The organism is Chryseobacterium sp. G0201, assembly GCF_003815655.1.
In the GTDB taxonomy this organism is placed as follows: Bacteria; Bacteroidota; Bacteroidia; order Flavobacteriales; family Weeksellaceae; genus Chryseobacterium.
On record NZ_CP033917.1, the window covers coordinates 1,186,143 to 1,211,464 of the forward strand.

General features: G+C 34.7%; 22 protein-coding genes. 7 read left to right on the top strand and 15 right to left on the bottom strand.

What is annotated here, in order from left to right:
* Positions 1-66: 66 nt before the first annotated feature.
* The 7 genes from EG348_RS05235 to EG348_RS05265 form a co-directional block, all read right to left on the bottom strand.
* Positions 67-300 (bottom strand): PepSY-like domain-containing protein, encoded by a 234-nt coding sequence (locus EG348_RS05235; protein WP_123981284.1) that lies wholly within the window; start codon positions 298-300, stop codon positions 67-69.
* Positions 293-742, bottom strand: a complete 450-nt coding sequence (locus EG348_RS05240) for a PepSY-like domain-containing protein (RefSeq protein ID WP_123981286.1) — start codon at positions 740-742, stop codon at positions 293-295. Before EG348_RS05240 ends, EG348_RS05235 begins: the two co-directional genes overlap by 8 nt.
* An 86-nt stretch (positions 743-828) precedes the next feature.
* The gene (locus EG348_RS05245) at positions 829-1,524 is read right to left on the bottom strand and encodes a YjjG family noncanonical pyrimidine nucleotidase (protein WP_123981288.1); all 696 of its coding nucleotides are present in this window, start codon (positions 1,522-1,524) and stop codon (positions 829-831) included.
* Positions 1,525-1,723: 199 nt separating this feature from the next.
* Positions 1,724-2,314 (bottom strand): RNA polymerase sigma factor, encoded by a 591-nt coding sequence (locus EG348_RS05250; RefSeq protein WP_066754491.1) that lies wholly within the window; start codon positions 2,312-2,314, stop codon positions 1,724-1,726.
* 198 nt (positions 2,315-2,512) lie between these two features.
* A complete protein-coding gene (locus tag EG348_RS05255) occupies positions 2,513-2,998 on the bottom strand; it encodes a hypothetical protein (protein ID WP_123981291.1) in 486 nt (161 codons plus the stop codon).
* 81 nt (positions 2,999-3,079) lie between these two features.
* A complete protein-coding gene (metK, locus tag EG348_RS05260) occupies positions 3,080-4,360 on the bottom strand; it encodes a methionine adenosyltransferase (protein ID WP_123981293.1) in 1,281 nt (426 codons plus the stop codon).
* Positions 4,361-4,602: 242 nt separating this feature from the next.
* Positions 4,603-5,553, bottom strand: coding sequence for a LysR substrate-binding domain-containing protein (locus EG348_RS05265; protein WP_123981295.1), 951 nt, complete (start codon positions 5,551-5,553; stop codon positions 4,603-4,605).
* A gap of 132 nt (positions 5,554-5,685) precedes the next feature.
* Between EG348_RS05265 and EG348_RS05270 the strand changes: the two genes are divergently transcribed.
* The 5 genes from EG348_RS05270 (at position 5,686) to EG348_RS05290 (ending at position 9,948) form a co-directional block, all read left to right on the top strand.
* On the top strand, positions 5,686-7,173 hold the full coding sequence (locus EG348_RS05270) for a catalase (protein ID WP_123981297.1): 1,488 nt from the start codon (positions 5,686-5,688) through the stop codon (positions 7,171-7,173).
* Positions 7,174-7,279: 106 nt separating this feature from the next.
* Positions 7,280-8,047 carry an enoyl-CoA hydratase/isomerase family protein gene (locus tag EG348_RS05275; RefSeq protein WP_123981299.1) on the top strand — a complete coding sequence of 256 codons (768 nt, stop codon included), beginning with the start codon at positions 7,280-7,282 and terminating at the stop codon, positions 8,045-8,047.
* A gap of 42 nt (positions 8,048-8,089) precedes the next feature.
* A complete protein-coding gene (locus EG348_RS05280) occupies positions 8,090-8,512 on the top strand; it encodes a deoxycytidylate deaminase (RefSeq protein WP_123981301.1) in 423 nt (140 codons plus the stop codon).
* Between the two features lie 9 nt (positions 8,513-8,521).
* Positions 8,522-9,436, top strand: a complete 915-nt coding sequence (gene xerD, locus EG348_RS05285; protein WP_123981303.1) for a site-specific tyrosine recombinase XerD — start codon at positions 8,522-8,524, stop codon at positions 9,434-9,436.
* Entirely contained in the window at positions 9,433-9,948 is a 516-nt protein-coding gene (locus EG348_RS05290; protein WP_123981305.1) for an NUDIX hydrolase, read from the top strand. The genes xerD and EG348_RS05290 overlap by 4 nt, the downstream gene beginning before the upstream one ends.
* Before the next feature lie 97 nt (positions 9,949-10,045).
* Here EG348_RS05290 and EG348_RS05295 read toward each other — a convergent pair whose 3' ends face one another.
* The 8 genes from EG348_RS05295 to EG348_RS05330 all read right to left on the bottom strand — a co-directional run bounded on the left by EG348_RS05295 (position 10,046) and on the right by EG348_RS05330 (position 19,475).
* Positions 10,046-10,504, bottom strand: coding sequence for a heme-binding domain-containing protein (locus EG348_RS05295; RefSeq protein WP_123981307.1), 459 nt, complete (start codon positions 10,502-10,504; stop codon positions 10,046-10,048).
* A 7-nt stretch (positions 10,505-10,511) separates the two neighbouring features.
* Positions 10,512-12,257 carry an Ig-like domain-containing protein gene (locus EG348_RS05300; protein WP_123981309.1) on the bottom strand — a complete coding sequence of 582 codons (1,746 nt, stop codon included), beginning with the start codon at positions 12,255-12,257 and terminating at the stop codon, positions 10,512-10,514.
* Between the two features lie 25 nt (positions 12,258-12,282).
* Positions 12,283-13,542, bottom strand: coding sequence for a serine hydrolase domain-containing protein (locus EG348_RS05305; protein WP_123981311.1), 1,260 nt, complete (start codon positions 13,540-13,542; stop codon positions 12,283-12,285).
* 240 nt (positions 13,543-13,782) lie between these two features.
* Positions 13,783-14,712 carry a 2-hydroxyacid dehydrogenase gene (locus EG348_RS05310; protein ID WP_123981313.1) on the bottom strand — a complete coding sequence of 310 codons (930 nt, stop codon included), beginning with the start codon at positions 14,710-14,712 and terminating at the stop codon, positions 13,783-13,785.
* Between the two features lie 147 nt (positions 14,713-14,859).
* Positions 14,860-15,399 (bottom strand): acyl-CoA thioesterase, encoded by a 540-nt coding sequence (locus EG348_RS05315; RefSeq protein WP_123981315.1) that lies wholly within the window; start codon positions 15,397-15,399, stop codon positions 14,860-14,862.
* A complete protein-coding gene (locus tag EG348_RS05320) occupies positions 15,387-16,151 on the bottom strand; it encodes a hypothetical protein (RefSeq protein WP_123981317.1) in 765 nt (254 codons plus the stop codon). Before EG348_RS05320 ends, EG348_RS05315 begins: the two co-directional genes overlap by 13 nt.
* 151 nt (positions 16,152-16,302) lie before the next feature.
* Positions 16,303-18,408, bottom strand: a complete 2,106-nt coding sequence (locus EG348_RS05325; RefSeq protein WP_123981319.1) for a TonB-dependent receptor — start codon at positions 18,406-18,408, stop codon at positions 16,303-16,305.
* Between the two features lie 296 nt (positions 18,409-18,704).
* Positions 18,705-19,475: a WG repeat-containing protein gene (locus EG348_RS05330; protein WP_228414835.1), complete on the bottom strand. Its 771-nt coding sequence runs from the start codon at positions 19,473-19,475 to the stop codon at positions 18,705-18,707.
* 469 nt (positions 19,476-19,944) lie between these two features.
* Between EG348_RS05330 and EG348_RS05335 the strand changes: the two genes are divergently transcribed.
* Entirely contained in the window at positions 19,945-22,728 is a 2,784-nt protein-coding gene (locus EG348_RS05335; protein ID WP_123981323.1) for a bifunctional aconitate hydratase 2/2-methylisocitrate dehydratase, read from the top strand.
* Between the two features lie 319 nt (positions 22,729-23,047).
* Entirely contained in the window at positions 23,048-25,315 is a 2,268-nt protein-coding gene (locus EG348_RS05340) for an aconitate hydratase (protein WP_123981325.1), read from the top strand.
* Positions 25,316-25,322: the final 7 nt, after the last annotated feature.

Consider the following 25,322-nt stretch of genomic DNA (forward strand, 5'->3'; position numbering starts at 1 on the left):
TTATGATTAAGCACTATCAAATATATAAAATTAAAACCTCCTGATGACAGGAGGCTGGTTTATCATTTAAGAATTTGTCTTTATATGTCGTCCATCAGCATCAAAGATAATGCTCAACCCGTTCATTAAATTTATTTTATATGCATGGTATTTTTCCTCAATAGAGTCTACCCAACTACCTGGGTGATTTCTTGTAATATAGCTTAGAATATTTTTTCTAATCGCCTTACCTGTCATTATGTTCCAATTTACCATATCTTTAATTTTACTTGTTAGTGTATAATTTTCGTTATTAATCATCAATTCGTTTAAAATTTCCGTTTTTATCGAATTCAAGATCTATTCCGTTAGAAAGCTCAGCTTTATAAGACCAGCTTTTTCTTTCTATTTTAATGATATGAGTATTGGGAAAACTCTTGGCTATGTAGTTTCTTATATTGGCAGGAATGAATCCATAAGGTACTTTTTGATGCTCACCATCCACTTCTTTCCAGTTTCCTTTGCTGTCAAATTCAACTTTCATTCCGTTGGCTAAACGCACTTTATATTCGTCTACACCATAAATTTCACGGTCTTCTATAACGGAACCTGCGGTAACTCCTTTAAAATTAACTGCAAGAAAATTCTTAGCCGTTTTTGGTAACTGATTGGGGCTTATTGCTCTGTCTTGTCCGTAAACAAATCCTGTTATTAAAATAAGGACTACAGCTAATATAACTGTGATTTTACTTCTTGTTTCCATAATTTCTTATTGTTTATTAATTATTATGGAACAAAGATCTATATCAAATTGGGAAAGAATTAGGAATGAATCACAAAAGCAATTTTTTATAAATATTCTTTGATCTGTAAAAGATGCGTAATTGATTTTAATCCTTCTTCCTGCTTATTCTCTTTATAAACATCAAAGAAAATAACGTCAATTCCAAAGTTTTGGGATCCTACTACATCAGCAATCCAATCGTCACCAATTAAAATACTTTCTTCCTTTTTAGCATTTGCTAAGCCTAAAGAATACTCAAAAATTTCAGGATTGGGTTTTCTTACACCAACAGAGTCTGCGCTTGTGATCGTATGGAAATAATGAGCAATCCCGGATAAAATACATTTTCTTTCCGTTACTTCTTTGAAGCCGTTGGAGATAATGTGAAGCGTGTAATGTTTAGATTTTAAATATTCCAAAATATATTCTGCACCTTCTACCAACTCGTTATGATTAAGTATTTTATCTAAAAAATGCTCTTCAAAATACATGGACAGTTCTTTATTCTCAACACCAAAATGTTTGAAAGTATCATAAAAACGGTGCTCTCGTAAATATTCTTTTCCAATGAGTCCGTCTCGTATATCTTCCCAAAGTTTTTCGTTGATATCATGATAAACAGCATGAAATTCTTCAAAATCAATAGTATATTTTAAAGAAATTTCCTGTGCTTCAAAAAGGGTTTTGATGGTAAGATAGGCGTTCTTATGGTGATCCCAAAGCGTATTGTCAAGATCAAAAAAAATGTGCTGAATTTTCATACAGCACAAAATTAATACTTTTAATTTTTAGAGATCGGATAATTCTTACTCTTAGTTTTAACTACATCAATATTTTTAGAATAATTGAGTAAAAATTCAATAGTTTCTTTCTTAGGTTTCAAAGTTGTCACTTTTAAGGAATCATTTTTTCTCATAGGCGATAAATGTTTTTCCTTAAAACGAGAATTTTTAAGAATTATTATCTCGTAAGTATGATATTATTCTCATCCATGATTTTTCTCAGGTTTATTAAAGCATAACGCACTCTTCCCAACGTGGTATTGATACTCATATCGGTGTGATCTGCGATCTCTTTAAAGCTTAATCCGTCAAAAAATCTTAATTTAATTACCTCCTGTTGATTTTGAGGCAAGAATTGCAGCATTCTCAATAAATCTTCCTGAATTTGATTGGTTACCAATTGATCTTCAATATTTTCAGATGGCTCTCTGATAAGATCGAAAATAGAATATTCGTCGGTCTCAAAAGTAGTTTCTGAAACTTTGATATTCTTAGATTTTAGTCTGAAATGGTCTATAATAAGATTGTAGGCAATTCTTTTTGCCCAAAGGATGAATTTTCCTTCTTCGTTGTAACGGCCTTCTTTCAGCATTAAGATGATCTTCATGAAAGTATCCTGAAAGACATCATTTGCCAAGTCCTCATCATTAATTTTATAAAAAATGAATGTAAAAAGCTCTCTCTGGTGACGGTGAATAAGCGTAGATAATGCCGACTCGTCTCCTTCCTGGTAAAGGGAAATTAATAAACTATCCGATTTTGATTTCATAACTCTTCTCAATAATAAAAAAATTTGTAGACAAACTTTCTTCCAGATAATTAATCTGGTTTTAGCCGTAAATACAAAACAGTTTTCTAGAGTAAAGTAGAATCAATAGGCGGTACAATTTTTCTTGATGTAAATATAATAATTTTTTAATAACTGTTAAGCTATTATTAAATTTTTACAAGAAAAATCTAAAAAAAATCACTTAAACATATCATGAATGAATACAGTAGGGATATTTAGTGTAAAATTAACATTCAGACCTTTCATTTCTTTACCGTTTAAATTGCCAATTGGGAAGGCATATCCACCCGTAAGATCCAAAATTCCGAAAAGAGTGACCCCGATTTTGGGTGCAACATATTTATTTGTACCCTCCGCTCCTATTAAAAGATAGTAAGAATGATAGAAATCAACATCTTTTTGAAAATTTAATAAAACGTCTGCCTGCAATTTAGGCATTATGGCAAATTCAGAATGAGTAGATCCCATCAATGCAGAAGCTCCCAACCTATAAATAACATCATCATTTTTCAGGAAAAGCAATTTCCCTCCCAGTTCTCCAAAGCTTTGGTTTTGGTAGGTATATCCTACTGTAAGCATCTTATGCACCGTATATTGAGCTTTTGTAAAAATGCTTAGAAAGAATACAGACAGAGTGGTAATTGCGAATCGAAAATTCATCATCTTTAAATTATTTAAGTGTAAAATTAAAAAAAACTGCCTTACCTGAAAGATAAAGCAGTCATTTATTATGTTGAGAAAAAATTAAATCCCGAAAGAAGCTTTAATTTCGTCTACTTTGTCTAGTTTTTCCCAAGTAAAGAATTCCAGCCCTGTAAGCGTTAATTCGTTCTTGTGACCTTTATTGAAAGTTTTATCAGCTACATAATGCTCTCTTCCCATGTGTCCGTAAGAAGCTGTATCCTGATAAATTGGGTTTCTTAATTTTAAGTTCTGCTCGATTGCATAAGGTCTAAGATCGAAAATTGTAGACACTTTTTTAGCAATTTCACCGTCGTTAAGACCCACTTTTGAAGTTCCGTAAGTATTGATGTATAAACCACAAGGTTCAGCAACACCGATAGCGTAAGAAACCTGTACCAAAACTTCGTCAGCAACACCTGCAGCTACTAGGTTTTTAGCAATGTGTCTTGTAGCATAAGCAGCACTTCTATCCACTTTTGAAGGATCTTTTCCAGAGAATGCACCACCACCGTGAGCACCTTTTCCACCGTAGGTATCAACGATGATTTTTCTTCCCGTAAGACCTGTATCTCCGTGAGGACCTCCGATTACGAATTTCCCTGTTGGGTTGATGTGATATTTGATCTGATCATTAAATAACGCTTTAATTTCCTCAGTTTGTAAAGCTACAACTCTAGGAATTAAAATATTTTTTATGTCTTCACGAATTTTGTTCAACATTTCTTCTTCAGCAGCAAAATCATCGTGCTGAGTAGAAACTACGATAGAATCGATTCTTACCGGCTTGTGATCGTCAGAATATTCGATGGTAACCTGGCTTTTTGCATCAGGACGAAGATATTTGATCTCAGAATCTTCTCTTCTGATCGCAGAAAGTTCTTTAAGAATAGTGTGTGCTAAATCCAAAGCCAAAGGCATATAGTTTGCCGTTTCGTTGGTTGCATAACCAAACATCATCCCTTGGTCACCTGCACCCTGAGCGTTAGCTTTAGCTTCGAAAGATTCGTCATTTACAGCTCTGTCAACACCTTGGTTGATATCCGGAGACTGCTCGTGAATTGCAGAAATAACTCCACAAGAATCACCATTGAACATGTATTCTCCTTTTGTATATCCGATTCCGTTGATAACTTCTCTTGCAATAGTCTGTACATCTAGATAAGCATCAGACTTCACCTCACCTGCCAAAACTACCTGTCCTGTTGTAACAAGAGTTTCACAAGCTACTTTCGAGCTTTTATCGTATGCTAAAAAATGATCGATTAATGCATCAGAGATCTGATCGGCAATTTTATCTGGATGCCCTTCTGAAACTGATTCAGATGTAAATAAGTAAGACATATTTCTTCTATTTGTTTTTTAGATTAAAAATATACGAAGAAAAATATGAATAAATTGCCAAAAAAGCTGAAAATAGAAATACTGTTTTAGCTTTTTTTTATAGAGGTTGCAATCAGGTCAAATTTTTCCTCGTTCGTAAACAGTGGCAAATTTAAGTACTATTTTTTTAATACTCAAAACTTTTGTTTACTAATTATAATTTTCTTTAAATTAATGATTTATCAATCTTTAAGAAAAATAAACTATTGTGGTTTTATACTTACGAATTCTTTTGGGCTTTCGTTGTAGTTTAGTTTTTCTTTTAAAGATAATCTGATAGAATTCGATAATTCATCAATAATTTTTTGCTTGAAAGTAGGCTTATAATAAATGATGCTTATCTCTCTGAAAGGGAAAGGTTTTTTAAATCTGAACACATTTCCTTTTTGTTCTTCAGAAAGCTGGCTTAATGCCAATTCAGGTAAAATACTGATTCCACCCACTTTATCAACCATATGCACCAAAGTCTGAATATTAGAAGCTAAGAAATCTAAATTCTTAGGTTTCAATGTATTCTCTTTTAAATGACAGATATTTTCAAATTGGTTTCTCAGACAGTTTCCTTCTTCAAGCAACCAAACTTTTTCAACATTCAAATCTTCAGGAACAACATAAGAATTTTTCTTATTAGCTTCAGTATTTGAACTGTAAATCATTAATTCTTCGTTAAACAAGAAGTCTTGATAAAATTCATCAGCCGTATCATAAGGTGTTGAAATAATCCCGGCGTCTAATTCACCAGCCTTTAAAGCTTTAATGATATTATCAGTGGTCATTTCTTTTACATTCATCTGAATTTTCGGGTTCTGTTCCAAGAATGCAAAAATCTCAGTAGGTAAGATGAATGAAGAAACAGTAGGAATAATTCCTAAGTTAATTGTACCCCCTAAAATATTATTTAAAAGGTTTGCTTTATTCTTTAATTCATTGACAGATTCTATAATCACCTTCGCCTGATCAATGATTTGTAACCCCACATCCGTTGTACGAATGGGGTGAGTAGTTCTGTCGAAAACCTTTACATCCAGCTCATCCTCAAATTTTTGTATCATTGCACTCAATGTAGGCTGTGTAATGAAGCAGGCTTGAGCTGCTTTACCAAAGTGTTTATACTTATCTACGGCGATAAGATATTCCAATTGCTGAATGTTCATCTGATTAATATTATCTATTACAAAGATATGATGTTTTTGTTATTGGCAATCAAAATTTCAAGTAATTTTGATAATTAGTACCTTTACATATTAGTATATAAATAGCAAATCAATCATTCAAATCATAACTATATGGATTCTAAAAAATTAACGTTAAGCAATGGTGCTCCGTATTTCGAGCATCAGGATTCCCAAACGGTTGGCTCAAGAGGTCCTGTCTTGTTACAGGATTTTATACTTCAGGAAAATCTTGCTCATTTTGTAAGAGAAAGAATTCCTGAAAGAATTGTTCATGCCAAAGGAACCGGAGCTTATGGAAAATTAACCATTACGCACGATATTAGTAAATATACAAAAGCAAAATTATTCTCACAGGTTGGGAATTCATGTAAAATGTTTGCCCGCTTCTCTACAGTTGGAGGAGAAAAAGGAAGCGCAGATACAGCAAGAGATCCGAGAGGGTTTGCTCTGAAATTTTACACGGAAGACGGAAATTGGGATTTAGTAGGAAACAACACTCCTGTATTCTTTATTAAGGATGCTAAAAAATTCCCTGATTTTATCCATACCCAGAAAAGAGTTCCAAAAACCAATTTAAAAAGTGCCACTATGATGTGGGATTTCTGGAGTTTGAATCCGGAATCGCTTCACCAGGTTTTAATTTTAATGTCCGACAGAGGAACTCCGTACGGATTCAGGCATATGCACGGTTTTGGCTCACATACGTTTTCGATGATTAATGCTAATAATGAAAGAGTTTGGGTGAAGTTTCATTTTAAAACAAAACAAGGAGTTAAAAATTTCACCAATGAAGACGCTGTAAAAATGGCCGGAGAAAATCCTGATTTTGCTCAGGAAGACCTTTGCAATGCTATTGATAATGGAGATTTCCCGAAATGGACGATGTACATTCAGGCAATGACGGAAGAGCAGGCAAAAGATTTCAGATGGAATCCTTTTGACATCACTAAAGTTTGGTTCCAAGGAGATTTCCCGTTAATTGAAGTTGGTGAGATGGAATTAAATGAAATTCCGGTTAATTATTTCGCTCACGTAGAACAATCTACTTTCTCTCCAAGCAATTTGATTGACGGAATCAGCTTTTCTCCAGATAAAATGCTTCAGGGAAGATTATTCTCTTATCCCGATGCTCACAGATACAGAGTTGGAGTAAACGCTCATCAGTTAGAAGTAAACCGTTGCCCATTTGCCGTTAATAATTATCAGAGAGACGGTTTTATGGCAGATTCAAGTCAATATCAGGATAAACCAAATTATCATCCTAACAGTTTTGATGATATTAAGGCAGATTCAGCCTATAAAAATTTCGAATATGAGCTAGACAGTAATCACGTTGCCAGCTACAACAGAAATGAAAATGATGATGATCATTACACTCAACCAGGGTTACTATATACAAAAGCAATGAATGTAGAAGACAGAGAGCATTTGGTTCATAATATTGTCGGAAGTATGAAGGGAATTGATGGTCCGAAGAGAGATGAAATTATAAACAGACAGTTGTGTCATTTTTTTAGAGCAAACATAGAACTTGGCATGAAAGTGGCTTCGCAACTGCAAGTTAATATTGATGTAAATATGATGAATCATTCCAAATAAGCATATTTGAATGATATTTTCAATTAAAAGGAAAAAAAAGTAAGATTTTTTCCTTTTTTTTGTAAAAAATTTATAATTTGCACAGAATAATATTTTAAAGTGAAAAATGAGTTACGAGAATATATTATTAAATAAAGAAGATAAATTATCTATAATCACAATAAACAGACCTGAAAGTTTAAATGCTTTGAATGCAAAGACAATTCAGGAGATAAGTTCAGCGTTAGAAGAATTAGATTCTGATACCACTTGCAGAGTAATCATTCTTACAGGAAGCGGAGAAAAATCTTTCGTTGCCGGAGCTGATATTAAAGAATTTAGTGATTTTGGACAAGAAAAAGCGGAAGAATTAGCCAGAAACGGACAAAACTTCCTTTTTAATAAAATAGAAAACCTATCCAAACCTGTCATTGCCGCAGTAAACGGCTTTGCGTTAGGAGGAGGTTTAGAGCTTGCCATGGCGTGCCACATCAGATATGCATCGGAAAATGCAAAATTGGGACTTCCGGAAGTTACTTTAGGATTAATTCCTGGGTACGGAGGAACTCAAAGACTACCGAAGCTTGTAGGAAAAGGCCTTGCCAACGAAATGATCTTCTCTGCCAAAATGATCCCCGCTCAAAGAGCTAAAGAGATCGGCTTGGTAAATGAAGTATACCCTATCGTAGATTTATTAACTAAAACCAAAGAACTAGCAAACGTTATTGCCCACAACTCACCGATGGCAATATCAAAGGCAATAAATGCCGTGAATTTATCTGATACGGATAAAGGTTTTGAAACTGAGATCAAGTATTTCGGAGAACTTTTTGAACTTGAAGATAAAAAAGAAGGAGTTTCTGCTTTTATTGAAAAAAGAAAGCCTAACTTCTAAGAAAATTAATCCAATTATTTCGAAAAAAAACAATGACGCTGCATGAATAAGTTTGATAAAGCTTATCTAAAAATGGCCCAAGAGTGGGCAAACCTTTCCTACTGCAAACGAAAACAAGTAGGAGCTCTTATCGTAAAAGATAGGATGATTATTTCAGATGGTTACAACGGCACTCCTTCGGGATTTGAAAACTGCTGTGAAGATGAAGGCGGAAAAACACACTGGTACGTGCTGCATGCAGAAGCTAACGCAATATTAAAGTTAGCCTCTTCCACGCAATCTGCAAAGGGCGCAACGTTATATTTAACGCTCTCTCCCTGTAAAGAATGTAGTAAACTCATTCTGCAGGCGGGAATCTCCAGACTAGTGTATATAAATGAATATTCGGACGATGATGGGATATCGTTCTTAAGGAACCATAACATTGAAATAGAACAAATATCGGATTGTGAACTAAAAAAATAAGCACAAACAATGACTTGGGATGAAAAAATTAAGGATTTTGAAATATTTCTTCGATTCGAAAGAAATTTTTCAGAAAACACTCTCGACGCATACGTTCGAGACATTAAGAAATTAAGAGAATACGCAATAGAGGATCTGGAAAACGTCGGTCCGGGTTCTATAGGGTATGAAAACCTGCAAGAGTACATCTTCAACCTTTCCAAACAAAAATTCAGCGAAAGATCACAGGCAAGATGGATTTCTTCTATAAAAGCTTTCTTCAAATTTTTACTTGAAGATGAGTTTCGTGAAGATAATCCCGCATCTCTGCTTGAGGGTCCCAAGTTGGGATTGTATCTTCCGGACACATTAAGTCTTCCTGATATCAATAAGATTATCAGCGCTATAGAGGTGTCTTCAGATCTTGGAAAGAGAAATCAATGTATCATTGAGGTACTTTACGGATGTGGACTCCGCGTTTCGGAACTTATTGATCTAAAAATCTCCAACATCAATTTCGTAGAAAATTACATCAAAGTGAACGGAAAGGGTAACAAAACCCGCTTCGTACCATTGGCGGATTTTACTGCAGATTTGTTGAAAAGCTACATTGAAGATACTCGTTCAAAATGCAAGATCAATAAAAAGTACGAAGATTCACTATTTCTGAACAGCAGAGGCACATCTATGTCCAGAGTAATAGTATTCTTAATCATAAAAGAGCTTACAGATAAAGCCGGTGTAAGCAAAAAAATATCTCCACACACGTTCAGACATTCTTTTGCAACGCATCTATTACAAAATGGTGCAGATCTACGTTATATACAGGAAATGCTTGGTCATTCCAGTATTACAACAACGGAAATCTACACCCATTTGAAAACTGAAGAACTTCGGGATGTAATCTTGAATTATCACCCGAGAAATATTAATATTACTCAATGAAACTATTGAAATATTGCCCAAGCTGTGGCAAAGAATCTCTACATTGGGATGGCGAAAAAAAATGGAGCTGCCCAAATTGTAATTTCAACCTTTACAACAACGTTGCCGGCGCAGTAGCCGTAGTAATAAGATGTGGAGATGAAATTTATCTTACCAGAAGAAATCAGGAGCCTAAAAAAGGAAAACTTGATCTGGCGGGAGGTTTTGTAGATCCGAGAGAAAGTGCAGAAGAAACCTGTAAAAGAGAGCTTTTTGAGGAACTTCAGCTTGATATCAATATTTCAAACTTAAAATATTTAACGAGTCTTCCAAACGTTTATCAATACAAAGAAATTGATTATAATACGATCGATTTGTTTTATGAATACAATGTTTCGGAGAAATTTGAAGTGAATATTGAGTTATCTGAGATCTCAGAAACGCAATGGATTCCTTTAAGTAAAATCAATCTCGATGATATCGCTTTTGATTCTCAGAAAATATTTTTTGAAAGGTATTTAAAGAATATTTAATTCTTATAAAATATATCTCTCGCAGATTTTATAGATTAGTGGTAAAATAATCATCCGCTAAGTTTGTAAAATCTGCGAGAGTTTTTTTTGAATTAAATTAATACGATTTGTTCTTGAGCATTTCCTCAAAGTAAGAACCAATAAGCTTTCTTTCCGCATCAGAAAGGTTGGCTTCTTTATGATAAACAATATATCCGGGCATTGGCATCATCCTGTTCTGAACAGTTTCTGCAGCTCTGCTCAGCATGTTTTCTTTCAATTCTTTGTTATAAGTTCCCCAAATAGAAAAATTAAGACGTTCTCTTCCTTCATTAATATGGCTTTTCACAGACCATGAAATCGGAGCGATATAAGCATATTTAGGATAAACCGTTTCGTTGGAATGACAGTCATAACAAGCTCCTTTTATCAAATCTATGATCTTTTGCGGAGTCTTTTTAGCATCAACAAAATTCACAGCATGATTTACCGGTTTATTAACCCTATCGATCGGAATAAACTGAATGATAGCAAAGGTCACCAAACTCCAAAACACAATTTTTTTAAACGTCTTCATAATTTTCTTACTTCACAGGAGTCAAAACAGCACCTCCTGATTTTAACTCACGGTTATTTGCATCTTGTTTTACAGGTGCGTTTGGAAAAGGTGTTGATGATTTCGGAGTCGTTGTTTTAGGACTTTCAAGTGTTCTTGTATCTTTCAAATCCCAGGTTTCATTGGTTTCCCACAGCGGTCTGATGACAGCGAGTTTGTAAAACACATAAGAATCTTCAGCAAAAACTTCATTTAAGAAATCAGATTCATCCCAATATTTATTTTCATTATTATCAACCAATATCCGGACGATGTATTCAGCAGGTTTTAAGATGTCAAATTTCACCTCACTTCCTTTTGTATAATTTTGATAAACAATTTTCTCTGATGCATCTAATAACTGAACCCAATAACTTGTAGCTGGTGCATTTTCAAGTTTTAATGTCAAATTACCATAATTTTCAACTTTGTCGGCTTCAAAATCAAAACGTTTTGATTCCGAATTTTTAGCATAAAATGAAGAAACCGTTGTCTTTGGAACCGTCAGTTGATATTTTTTTCCTGCGATAAAATCTGATTTAATTAAAATCTGATACGGATTGGTTTCAGAAATCTTAGCCGTAAAGTCTTGAGTGGTTAAACTGTCGCTTTTCAACACCCATTTTTCAGGATTTATCTTATCGATAATATAATTTGAAGTGATCTTGAAATCTGTTTTTGGAGGTAGCAAACCACCATCGGTATTAGAAATTTGCATTTCATTTTTAGCATTCTGCTTGTAAAAAACAGAAACTGTATCCTTTTTGTTATCAACATCATAACTGAACTTCAGGTTTTCTGTTGTTCCTTGTCCCACTTTTTGAGCTGCAGCATCAAACCAGATATTGATAGAATCTGATTTTGGTCGATGAGTGACTTTTATATCCTGAAGTTTATCATTGATTGAAAGAACTTTAACATCTGTTGGATTTCCCTCGAATGTCATTAAAATTCCGCCCGGCATTTCTTTCATTTCACCGTATTTTAGAGCCTTTTTAGAAGGAGATACTTTTAAATTTAATCCAGAAATAGATTTTTCAACATCTACTGCATCTTTCTGGAAACCAACTTTCTCTTTTCCGGGATCATACATTGAGTTTCCGTTCTCATCTTCAAAAGCGATAATCTTATATTTGCCAGGCGACAGATAATTCAGTTCATAATAACCATCAGTATCAACTTTTGTGATATAGTAAGGCTTTTGTTTATAATTAATGGTGTCTTTTACCTGATATAATCCTACAACAAGTTTATTTTCAGCGCTTTCAGATTGTTTTTTTATAGCTAAGGCATCTTTTACTTCACCACTGATATACAAATCATCCAGTTTTTCTCCCGTGGAAAATGCAAAATTGAAATAGCGAAGAATATTGGCTTCATTATTATCAACAATAGAGTTTCCGAAGTTGAAATTATAGGTTGTATTGGCCTGTAAAGTATCCGTCCATTGGATCAGAACATATTTATTAGCAATATTTGAAGGCAAAATACGCTTGATATTTTTAATTGGCGGCGAAATAATCAGATTTTTATTGATGTCTTTCAGCGTGATATATTCATCAAAATCAAGACGCAGTTCGCGAATATCTCTTGAAACATTGATCCTTGTCGTATCAATATTTGAACTTAAAAATTTTGGAGCCAGAGAATCTTTAGGCCCACCAACTGGAGAGCCCACTCTTGCGCACGATTGCAAAAGAAAACCTATAATAAATAAGAGAAGAAGTCTTTTCATGAATATGTTTAAGCAAAAGTAAACATTATTCTGTAACATCCTGCCCGCCATTTAAAGAATCTTTATTGTCATTCATCACACTGTGAAGCTTATCTTTCTGCACCGGAAAATCTTCAAATAAGCCGGATAAAGCAAGCGCTGTATACACTTTGTTTGAATATTTATTCCCAATCGCCACAATAGTTACTTTTGATTTTAATAAATGAGCAAAAACAGAATTTGTTCCGTGCCACCAACCGTTATGGTAAGTCAATTTCTCTCCGTTATCAAAAATCTTCATTCTGAATCCTAATCCATAATTATTCATTCCTGCTTTTTCATTACTGTAAGGAGCAAAAACCATTGCCATTAATTCAGGTTTTAAGAAGTCTTTTGAGAACATTGCTTTTGAGAAATTATAAAGATCTCTGGGCGTTGTGTAGACATTTTTATCCCCATAAATAAGATCTAATCTGTCTAAAGGATATAATTTGTTTCCTCCATAATAGAAAGACTGTGACGCTGTAGGAATGTCTTTTTCCTGGAAAATGTAACTGTTTTTCATTTTTAAAGGCTCAAAAACCATTTCTTTCATTGCCTGTGGAAAAGGAGTTTTTGTAACTTTCTCGATTAACAAAGCCAGTAACGCAAAATTGGTGTTGCAGTACATGAAACCGGTGTCGGTATCTCTTGCCAATTCAGGTTTGTATTTAATGATCATATTTAATACATCCTGATTGGTAATATAAGGTTTTGCAAGTTCAGGTGATGTCGGTGGAATTTTAGCAATAAAATATTCATACTTTGGGAGACCGCTTCTTTGATCCAACAACGTCTGAACCGTCACATTCGGATAAGGAAATCCCGGAAAAAATTGGGTCAAATGATCTGTAAATTTTATTTTTCCGGCTTCAATTAATTTCATCATCGCCATCGCCGTCAATGTTTTTGAAACTGAAGCTACATGCAAAGGTGTATTTTTATCGATCGGCATTTGGTTGCCTTCTCTTCCGAAACCTCTGTAATTTTCATACAAAATATCGTCACCTTTTGCTACTAATATTCCGCCACTAAGGTCGCTACCTTCCCAAATCTTTTTGTAATACTGATCGATATAGCGAACAAGAGAAGCTTTGTCGGAAAGCTGTCCGTCTCCTTTTGTAAAAACATTATCAAGATCTACACTTCCGTAATTAGGAAGATTAGTTGTATTTTCAGATACAGATTCTTTAGATTCGGATTTTTTTTTACAGGAAAAAATAAGTAAAAAAACAGCTAAAATAAGTACAAAGTTACGCTTCTTCATGAGTTTCGAAAATGAGCGGCAATTTAATAAAACTCAAAATAAATATTGAATTCTTGCTGTAAATTATGAATTATTTAACATAAACTAGAGCAAAATCGTGAAATTGTAAAATGACAACTTTCTATTGAGATGCTTCGACTTCGCTCAGCATGACATTTCTAATAGTAACCGTTTACTTTTAACAGAATAGTTGTAGCGATGTCATGCTGAGCGAAGTCGAAGAATCTCAACAAGATTTATTTAAGCAAACTGAGCAATAATTTTATCAACAATAACCTGCGCCAGTTTTTCTTTGCTTTGATGCGTCCAACCAGCAATATGAGGTGTAACGATTACCTTTTCAGAGTTTAAAAGGTATTTCAAATCTTCATTATCGACTTCTAAATTTTCGAAAGAAGACTTTTCATATTCCAAAACATCGAGACAGGCTCCTTTTACCTTTCCGGACTTCAAAGCTTCAACTAAGCTTTTAGTTTCTATGTTTTTTCCCCTCGCTGTATTTACGAAATAGAAATCATTTTTCATATCAGAAATAAACGGTCCGTCAATTAAATAATAAGACAACTCCGTCAAAGGAATATGCAGACTTAAAACCTCAGCTTTTTCTTTTAATTCTTCTAAAGAAACCTGTGTGGCATATTCATCAGAAAGGTTAGGCAAAATATCATGAAAAATCACTTTACAGCCAAAACCTGAAAGTCTTTTCGCTGTTGCTTTTCCCATGTTTCCGTAGCCTATTAAACCAACAGTTTTACCTAATAATTCATCACCACGATTTTCTTCACGCAACCAAATTCCGTTCTTCACTTCTTGGGATGCAATGAAAAGTCGGTTCATTAAGATCAATAACATTCCGACAACATGCTCGGCAACTGAATCTCTGTTCCCTTCGGGAGAATTGATTAATTGAATACCCAATTTGTCAGCAACAGGAATATCAATATTTTCCATTCCCGCTCCTACTCTAGCGATGAATTTCAGGTTTTTACCTTTCTCCAAAAAGTTTTTATCTAAAGGAATTCGGCTTCTGATAATAACTCCGTCGTAGTTTTCAATCTTAGCACAAACCTCATCGTAAGACGAAGTAAAATCTTCTTCCAAAATAAAGTTTTTTGCTAAAAGCTGCTCGGTGATAAGAGGATGGTTTTTATCTAAAAGTAGGATCTTCATTTTTAAATAATATTAAAAGATTTAGAGATTCAGATATAAATGAATCTTTATATTTAAGTAAAGGAAAAATGCTTTTAATCCCGTAAATATTTTGTGTGATATTTAGCAAAGATTAAAAGCAATTATATTTTGTTTAAACTTAATTTATTATTTGTCAGTTTCCGGTTCCACTGGTTCCTGGAATAATTTTTTCAATTCTACAGATTCCAATGGCTTCATTCTTCCTGAAAGAATCAATGATAATTCTTTTCTACGGAATGCAGCGGCAAATCTTTCTTTTTCTTCTTCACTTTCCGGAATCATTTCCGGAATCGGAATTGGGCGATTGAATTCATCCACCGCAACGAAAGTATAGATTCCTGCATTCGTATGCGTTTTTTTCTGACTGATAGGATCATCCAACCAAACATCAACATAAACCTCCATAGAAGTTGAAAATGCTCTTGAAACTTTAGATTCTAAGATCACAATTCCACCTTCAGGAATCGGATGGTTGAAAGAAACATGATTTACAGAAGCTGTAACCACTCTTCTTTCGCAATGTCTCGCTGCAGAAATAGATGCACAACGATCCATTTTTGCCAATAATTCGCCACCAAAAAGATTTCTTAAAGAGTTGGTTTCGTTAGGAAGAACGATGTTTGTCATAATGGTCAGAGATTCTGACGCTTTTTTTATTTTTGCCATGTAGCCTTAGTCTTGTTTGGGGTTGTTGGAGTCTGAATACCTTTTTCAACAGGTTTAACAATTGAATCCTTTTTCAAAGTCTTCAAAGAATCTGCAAGCTTCATCTGTGTAGAATCTACTTTTACGGTATCTTTTACGTAGACAGAAACTGTTGCATTGATTTTAATAGAATCCTTTTCCTGTTTGAAAGACTCTTTTCCAAAAAGGAGTTCCTGATTCGTGAAAGCAAGATAAACGATCCCTAAAACTGGAATAACGATTAAAAAGATCCAAAGTAGTGATTTACTGAATTTGTAATCTTTTCCGGATTTTTCAGAAACAACTGATTTATCCTTTGTTTTAATATCGGAAAATTTGATCTCTTCCAAGCCGTAAAAATCGGGATGCCCGGATTCTATTCTCTTGCCTTTAAAATGAGTCTGACCTTCTTCAATAAAGATCGTTCCGAGATTCTGAATTTCTAAGGTTTGCTCCGCCTGAAGTTTTTTCTTCCAAAAATCGGTCTGGATCTTTAAATCAGTTTTAGAAGCATCAAAAGACATTTGCTTTTGATCTGCAATAAAATTGATTAATTCATCAGATTGGATTTCAAAGTCAGGACTAAAAGCGATCTGACTCGCAGGAGGAAGAATGCTTCCGTTTTCGGAGTTGATAATTGCTTTAGAATTCTCTAAAGAAAATACACCAAAGCTTGGAACTGTAACAGTACCAAATTGTTTCAGATATTCTAAAATGTAAGCTGAAATATTCATTTGATGGCAAATTTATAACTTTTCCATGACTTTTTAGATGATTTATTCACATAAAAAAGACTGCCGAAACAGTCTCTAAAATCTAATATTACTTGATAAAATATCATTATTGAATTATTGAAAACAATTATGCTCTATTTTTATGTATTTACTATTGAATTTTCCAGCTTATTCCGAACATAAAATTAGTCCCTGCTTGCGAAAAATAGTAAGGTTCACCGTCGTAAACGGCTCCATTATTCACATATTTTTTATTGAAAATATTATTTACCAATAATTTCAGCGCCACATCGTTGTTTGCTATTTTGAATTGATATTGAGCATTAAAATCTGTCAAAAGATAATCTTTCAACTGTAAATTTTTATCTTCTGTGTTGTCTAAATATTGTTTTCCAACATATTGATTCATCAATGCAAACTGGAAGTTTTTATTTGGATTAAATTTCAACCCTAAATTAGCAATAACATCCGGTGAAAAAGAGATTTGCGTATTTCCAAGATCTCTTATCAATGCTTCATTTTCTATTTTAAAATCCTGATTTCTGTTCTGACTTAAACTTACATTTCCTGAGATTTCCCATTGTTTGGAAAGTTTCGCCAACGCTCCGATTTCAATTCCTCTTCTGTAACTTTCTCCTGAATTTGTTCTGATAAAAGCGCCGACATTATTCAATTCGCCATTTAGAACCAATTGATTAACGTAATACATATAATATACGTTGGCCGTCACGGATAAAATCCCAAATTGTTTTTCTAATCCGGCTTCAAAATCATGAAGTTTTTCAGCTTTTACATTATTATCGGCAGTTAAATCATCTCTATTCGGCTCACGTTGAGCGTGGGCGTAAGATAAAAAGACTTTCCCGTTGCCGATTCTATAATTCACTCCGGCTTTTGGATTGAAGAACAGCCAGTTTTTGGTTAAATTTCCACCTTCACCATCGCCATCTTTAAGAATTTTAATATCATAATCGATATTTCTAAGCTGTAAATCTCCGAAGAATTCAAAATTATTCACTTTAAACAAAGCCTTTGCAAAACCTGAAACTTCGCTTTTCACAGAACGGTTTCTGTAATATTCGCTTTCATTGATCTGAGGCAAAAATACACCTGTTACATTTCCGAAATGTCTTCCGTAATATTGATTGGCAACCGCTCCAAAATTTAGATCTAAATTCTCATACTTTCCGTACAATGTTGAAACAACTCCGTAAAAATCATTATTTAACCATTTTTTTCTGATAAAATCTGAATATTCTTCACCATTAAAATCAGGTAAATTGTATCTCGCAAAAGGATCTCCCTGTTTGTAATTTTCGTAATATCCTTTACCTTTTGTGTAGTGTAAGGTTGTTTCTAAATTCCAGTGATCATTAATTCCCTGTTCCCAAAGTAACTGATAATGGTTTTGTCTGTAATTATCTGTTTCATTATCGTAAAATCCTACAATTTTCTCCCAATTCGCATCATAAATTGCTCCTGATGCATTGAATTTTGGATCTGTTTCCCAGGTTTTCCTGTCTATTCCATTCCACGCTTGGTACGTTTTTTCTTTACCTCCAAAAGCCATCAAACGAATTCTCGTTTTTCCTTCTTCGAAAAGTGCCGTAAAGTTGTAGGAATGAAGATCGGACGAAGCTCTGTCGATATATCCGTCAGAGTGAATATTCGTGTATCTTCCCATCACAGAAAGTCGGTTTTTCCAGAATTTTCCTGAACCAACCTCAGCAGAGTATTTATATGTATTGAATGATCCGTAACTGTCATCTGTTTTAAAATAAAACTTCTCTTCAGGATCTTTAGAAATCACATTAATACTCGCTCCAAAAGCAGAAACTCCGTTATTGGAAGTCCCGACACCTCTCTGGATCACTATTTGTGAAGCAGAACTCGTCAAATCAGGAACGTTGACGAAAAATGTTCCCTGACTTTCAGAATCATTGAACGGGACGCCATTCATCATAACATTAATTCCTCTTCCGGCAACACCACGAATTCTAAAACCCGTGTATCCTACTCCATTTCCGGCATCGGAAGTCGAAATAATTGATGTTTGATTTTTAAGAAGCATTGGAAGATCCTGTCCAAGATTTTTACTGTCTAAATCTTTCTGAACATTGATGATTTCCTTAGCAACAGGAAGTCTTTTGGTAAAGTTGATTGCTTCAATTTCCTTTATTTTTAAGGAATCTGTATTTTGTGCTTGTATAAAAGCAAAAGAGCCAACGGTAAGCCCTAAAAAAAATAATCCTTTCATTCTATAAATTTTTAAAATTTAATGAATAAAAGGGGCGGATTATGATGAATAATGAGTAATTGGTGATCAGTAATACTTTGATAATTACTCATTATCTATTACTTATTGCTCATTTTTAATTTCCCTAAACAGCATTATCCGTTCCAGGTTCATTGGGTATAATCTCAGCTTGTTACAGCACCCCTTTATTTCAGCCGCAAAATTACAAAAAATATACGAGATATAAATTTTACCTTCTGGAACAGATTTTTAATATTTAAAATAAGCTTATTACTTACTGCTTCAAGCCTCCAGCATTAGTACGCTTTATTATGAGCATCAATATAATAGTAATTGATACTGTCTTTCGTAACATCAAACATTTTTCCCAGCTTCCAGCTAAAGTTTCTCTTGATATTCGAATATTCGAAAGGAATAATTACTTTATTATTAACATCAATCACACCAAATTTATCATTTTGTGAAGCTATGATCATTGGATCAGCAACATCATCGCCTTCCAGAATGTATAAATATTGATATTGAGGATAAATTTGATAGTCGCGGTAATCAGCAGCATTTACAAATCTTGATTTTTCAATGATTCCGTAAAAACCGTTTAAAATATAAGCTTGATACAATTGCTGCTTATAATCTCCGTATTTACATTGCCCAAGATCAGTATCTTTGAACTGATAGACTCTTTTTCCTGTATTATCAACTCTGTATGATATTAAATCTTTTTCAACTGTCGCATATTCTTTAGTTCCGAATTTTCTGATTTTTTCGTTTGGAGAATTTAAAAGATTGCAATCCTCAGCAAAAAATACAGCAATATGATATTCCGGCTGGATGATAAATTTTCCTTTCTGATTAACATACCCAAATTTCCCATCTTTCTTTTGTGGAATTAAAACAGGAATATCTTTATTAATTATAACAAGATCCGGATTAGACTTAGGTTTTGGAGATGCCTTTTTAACCACAACCTTTGAACCAATTTTCACAGGATTTTTCTTCACAGATTTTGTCTGAGAAAAAATGAAAATCGAAATAAATACACCAAGAAAATTAACTACTTTTTTCATATTCACCATTTGCTTGCAAAAATACAACCAAAAATAGATATTATAAAACTCATATTTATAAAGAATCTAAATAATATCATCTTCATAAAATAGTAAAAATTCGTAATTTTGGGAACATTTTTAATTGTTTGATAATTTTTAAAACGTTTTTAAGATATAACTTTTGATGTTATTATGATCAAAAAATTTCAGAAACGTTACCCAAAGAGGGTTTTTGCGGCAAGACAGATTACAGGTAAGCCACTTACACTTTCAAAAAAGTCCTTTATACTCACATTTGGCAGTGAATATTATCTCACATTTTTAAAACAAAGATGTAGGTTATGTTGATTTTACTCTAATCGGTATTATCTATCAACAATGCAATAGTTTAAGATAAAATTAATTGTATTTTAGATAGACTAATAAAGAAGAAATAGCAGTAATAGCAACTGTTTATAATCTACTTTAACATTGAAAAGACTTCTATATGAATATTTATAAGGATTACATCAAAGAGATTGAAGAAAGAAAGAACCAGGGGCTTCATCCAAAGCCAATTGATGGTGCAGATTTACTAAGCGAAATTATTACTCAAATTAAAGATTCAGATAACGAATATCGATCGGATTCTCTTAAATTTTTCATTTACAACACTCTACCCGGAACGACTAGTGCGGCAGGTGTAAAAGCTCAATTTTTAAAAGAAATCATTCTGGGTGAATCAGTTGTAGAAGAAATATCTCCTGCTTTTGCCTTCGAATTATTATCTCACATGAAGGGAGGTCCTTCAATTGAAGTATTGCTAGATTTAGCTTTAGGTAATGATATTTCTATTGCCAAAGAAGCAGCAAACGTTCTTAAGACACAGGTTTACCTTTATGATGCGGATACTAACCGTCTAAAGGAAGCATTCAATAGCGGTAACGAAATCGCAAAAGAATTAATTGACAGCTACGCAAAAGCTGAGTTCTTCACGAAACTTCCGGAAGTTGCTGAAGAAATTAAAGTAGTGACATTCATCGCTGGTGAAGGTGATATCTCAACAGATTTACTTTCTCCGGGAAATCAGGCGCACTCAAGATCAGACCGTGAATTGCATGGTAAATGTATGATCACTCCTCAGGCGCAGGAAGAAATTAAAGCTTTACAGGCTCAACATCCTGATGCAAGCGTAATGCTTATCGCTGAAAAAGGTACGATGGGTGTAGGCTCATCAAGAATGTCAGGTGTAAACAACGTGGCTTTATGGACTGGTAAACAAGCAAGCCCATATATTCCATTTGTAAATATTGCTCCGATTGTTGGGGGAACAAATGGTATTTCTCCGATCTTTCTTACTACAGTTGACGTAACAGGAGGTATCGGAATTGACCTTCAGAACTGGGTAAAAAAATTAGACGAAAACGGAAATCCTGTTCGTAACGAGAATGGTGACATCGTTTTAGAAGAAGCTTATTCTGTAGCTACAGGAACAGTTTTAACGATCAATACTAAAGAAAAGAAATTATATAACGGAGATAAAGAATTGAAAGATATTTCAAAATCATTTACTCCTCAAAAATTAGAATTCATCAAAGCGAGTGGTTCTTATGCCATCGTATTTGGTAAAAAATTACAAACATTTGCTGCAAAACTTCTAGGAATTGAAACGCCTCTTGTTTTTGCTCCTTCTAAAGAAATTTCTATCGAAGGACAAGGTCTTACTGCAGTTGAAAAAATCTTTAACAGAAATGCTGTTGGTGTTACTGAAGGTAAATTATTACACGCAGGTTCTGATGTTCGTGTAGAAGTAAACATTGTTGGTTCTCAGGATACGACAGGTTTGATGACCGCTCAGGAATTGGAATCTATGGCTGCAACTGTAATTTCTCCAATCGTTGACGGAGCTTATCAGTCAGGATGTCATACTGCTTCAGTTTGGGATAAAAAAGCTCAGACGAACATTCCTAAATTAATGAAATTCATGAATGATTTCGGAGTAATCACAGCACGTGACCCGAAAGGTGAATATCATGCAATGACAGACGTTATTCACAAAGTTCTTAACGATATTACGATTGACGAATGGGCTATCATCATAGGTGGTGACTCTCACACAAGAATGTCTAAAGGGGTAGCTTTCGGAGCTGACTCTGGAACGGTAGCATTAGCTTTAGCAACAGGTGAGGCTTCAATGCCAATCCCTGAATCTGTGAAAGTGACTTTCAAAGGAAACATGAAGGAGCACATGGATTTCCGTGATGTGGTTCACGCAACTCAGGCTCAGATGTTGAAGCAATTTGATGGTGAAAACGTATTCCAAGGTAGAATTATTGAGGTTCACATCGGAACACTTCCTGCTGATCAGGCATTTACATTTACAGACTGGACGGCAGAAATGAAAGCAAAAGCTTCTATCTGTATCTCTGAAGACGATACTTTGATCGAATCATTGGAAATTGCTAAGAGCAGAATCCAAATCATGATCAACAAAGGAATGGATAATCACAACCAGGTTCTTCAAGGATTAATTAATAAAGCTAATAAGAGAATCGAGGAAATAAGATCAGGTGAAAAACCAGCTCTTACTCCGGATTCGAATGCTAAATATTACGCTGAAGTTGTTGTAGATCTTGATCAAATCGTTGAGCCAATGATTGCTGACCCGGATGTAAACAATGATGATGTTTCGAAGAGATATACTCATGATACCATCAGAGACCTTACGTATTACGGAGGTGAGAAAAAAGTAGACCTTGGATTTGTTGGATCTTGTATGGTTCACAAAGGAGATTTAAAAATCGTTTCTCAAATGCTTAGAAATATTGAAAAGCAAAATGGTAAAGTAGAATTCCTTGCTCCATTAGTGGTGGCTGCTCCTACTTACAATATCATTGATGAATTAAAAGCTGAAGGAGATTGGGAATTCCTAGAAAAATATTCAGGTTTCGAATTTAACGACAACACTCCAAAAGGTGAAGCTCGTACACAATACGAAAACATGATGTACCTTGAGCGTCCGGGATGTAACCTTTGTATGGGTAATCAGGAAAAAGCTGAAAAGGGAGACACTGTTTTAGCAACTTCTACCCGTCTTTTCCAAGGAAGAGTTGTGGAAGATTCTGAACGTAAAAAAGGAGAGTCTTTATTGGCTTCAACTCCGGTTGTTGTACTTTCTGCGATCATGGGTAGAATTCCTAATATCGACGAGTACAAAACAGCTGTTGAAGGGATTGACCTTACAACTTTTGTCCCTTCAATTAAAGAACTGACAAGTACAAGCGCTCACTAATACAATTAAGATATAGTCGAAAGACCGTTTTAACTTATATAAGAAAGATTTTAGTCCATTGGATTAAAATCTTTCTTTTTTTATTTAGAACCTTTCCATTTAAGAGTCTTTAATATTATTTTAACCTATGTCAATGACTCAAAAATTATTTTTTCCTTAACTTGATAGGTATTAAAAATATTAATTATACATCTTATTTATGCCATTTTATAGATGGTAGGAATAGTATTTGATGGTTAGTATTTGAGAAAATTTTCCATTCTTAATTTAAAATTAAAGACCGGAAAAAATTTATAGAAAAAGAAAAATTAAAACAGATATGACTTTCGACATTGACATGATCAAAAAAGTGTACGAGCGTTACCCGGAAAGAATTGCTGCGGCAAGACAAATCGTGGGAAAACCTCTTACCCTTTCAGAAAAAATCCTTTATACCCACTTATGGGAAGGTAATGCTACATCAGCACATGAAAGAGGAAACTCTTACGTAGATTTCGCACCGGACAGAGTAGCGATGCAGGATGCAACTGCGCAGATGGCGCTTTTACAATTTATGCAGGCAGGAAAAGCAAAAGTAGCTGTTCCTTCAACTGCTCACGCCGATCACTTGATTCAGGCGAGAGTAGGTGCACAGGCAGATTTACAGGAAGGTCTTAATAAGAATTCAGAAGTTTTCAATTTCTTGGGTTCGGTTTGTGATAAATATGGAATCGGTTTCTGGAAGCCGGGAGCTGGGATTATTCACCAGGTTGTATTAGAAAACTATGCATTCCCGGGAGGTATGATGATCGGAACTGACTCTCACACGGTAAACGCAGGAGGTTTAGGAATGGTTGCTATCGGGGTTGGTGGTGCTGATGCAGTAGACGTAATGGCTGGAATGGCTTGGGAACTTAAAATGCCTAAATTAATCGGTGTTAAGTTAACAGGTAAAATGTCTGGCTGGACTTCCGCAAAAGATGTTATCCTAAAAGTTGCTGGAATCCTTACTGTAAAAGGTGGAACAGGATGTATCGTTGAATATTTCGGAGAGGGTGCTCAATCTTTATCTGCAACAGGAAAAGGTACAATCTGTAACATGGGTGCTGAAATTGGAGCTACCACTTCAACTTTCGGATATGATGATTCTATGAGAAGATATCTTGCTTCTACAGGAAGACAGGACGTTGTAGATGCAGCTGACAAAGTTGCTGAACACTTAACGGGTGATGCTGAAGTGTATGCAAATCCAGAACAATATTTCGATCAAGTAATCGAGATCAACCTTTCTGAATTGGCTCCCCACTTAAACGGACCTTTTACTCCGGATTTGGCGACTCCGGTTTCTGAATTTAAAGCTAAAGCTGAAGCAAACGGATGGCCTATCGAAGTAGAATGGGCATTGATCGGTTCTTGTACGAACTCTTCTTATGAAGACCTTTCAAGAGCTGCTTCTATCGTTGAAGACGCTGTTGCTAAAGGTGTTAAACCTAAAGCTATTTTAGGAATCAACCCAGGTTCTGAGCAAGTGAAATTCACGGCAGAAAGAGACGGTTTCTTAGATTCTTTCAGAAAATTTGAAAACGCAAGAATCTTTACGAACGCTTGCGGACCTTGTATCGGACAATGGGACAGAGAAGGTTCTGAAAAAGGAGAGAAAAACTCAATTATTCACTCTTTCAACAGAAACTTTGCGAAAAGAGCAGATGGTAACCCAAATACTCATGCATTTGTAGCTTCTCCTGAAATGGTAGCTGCTATTGCAATCTCTGGAAGATTAGACTTTAATCCAATCACAGATACATTAACCAACGAATCTGGAGAACAGATAAGATTAAACGAACCTCAAGGGTTTGAATTACCTGCAAAAGGTTTTGCGGTAGATGACAACGGATACCAGGCTCCATCTGAGGACGGATCTTCTGTTGTTGTAAAGGTAAGCCCTACATCAGACAGACTTCAGTTATTAGAAGAATTCCCGGCTTGGGATGGAAAAAACATTGAAGGTGCTAAAGTTTTAATTAAAGCTTTCGGAAAATGTACAACCGACCACATTTCTATGGCGGGACCATGGTTGAAATACAGAGGTCACCTTGATAACATTTCAAACAACATGTTGATCGGAGCTGTAAACGCTTATAACATGGAAACAAACCGCGTTAAAAATGAATTAACGGGTGAATACAGTGAAGTTCCTGCTGTACAAAGAGCTTACAAAGCCGCGGGAATCCCTACAATCGTTGTTGGAGATCAAAACTATGGTGAAGGTTCTTCAAGAGAGCATGCTGCCATGGAACCAAGACACCTTGGCGTAAAAGCTGTATTGGTAAAATCATTCGCGAGAATCCATGAAACAAACCTTAAAAAACAGGGAATGTTAGGATTAACTTTCGCTAATGAGGCTGATTATGATAAAATCAAGGAAGATGACACGGTTAACTTCTTAGATTTAGATCAATTCGCACCAGGAAAACAACTTTCTTTAGAGTTTGTACATGCAGACGGAACGAAAGACGTTATTATGGCAAATCATACATATAACGATCAGCAGATTGATTGGTTTAAGGCTGGTTCTGCACTAAACTTAATCAAAAGACAGGAAAATTAATTGTTAG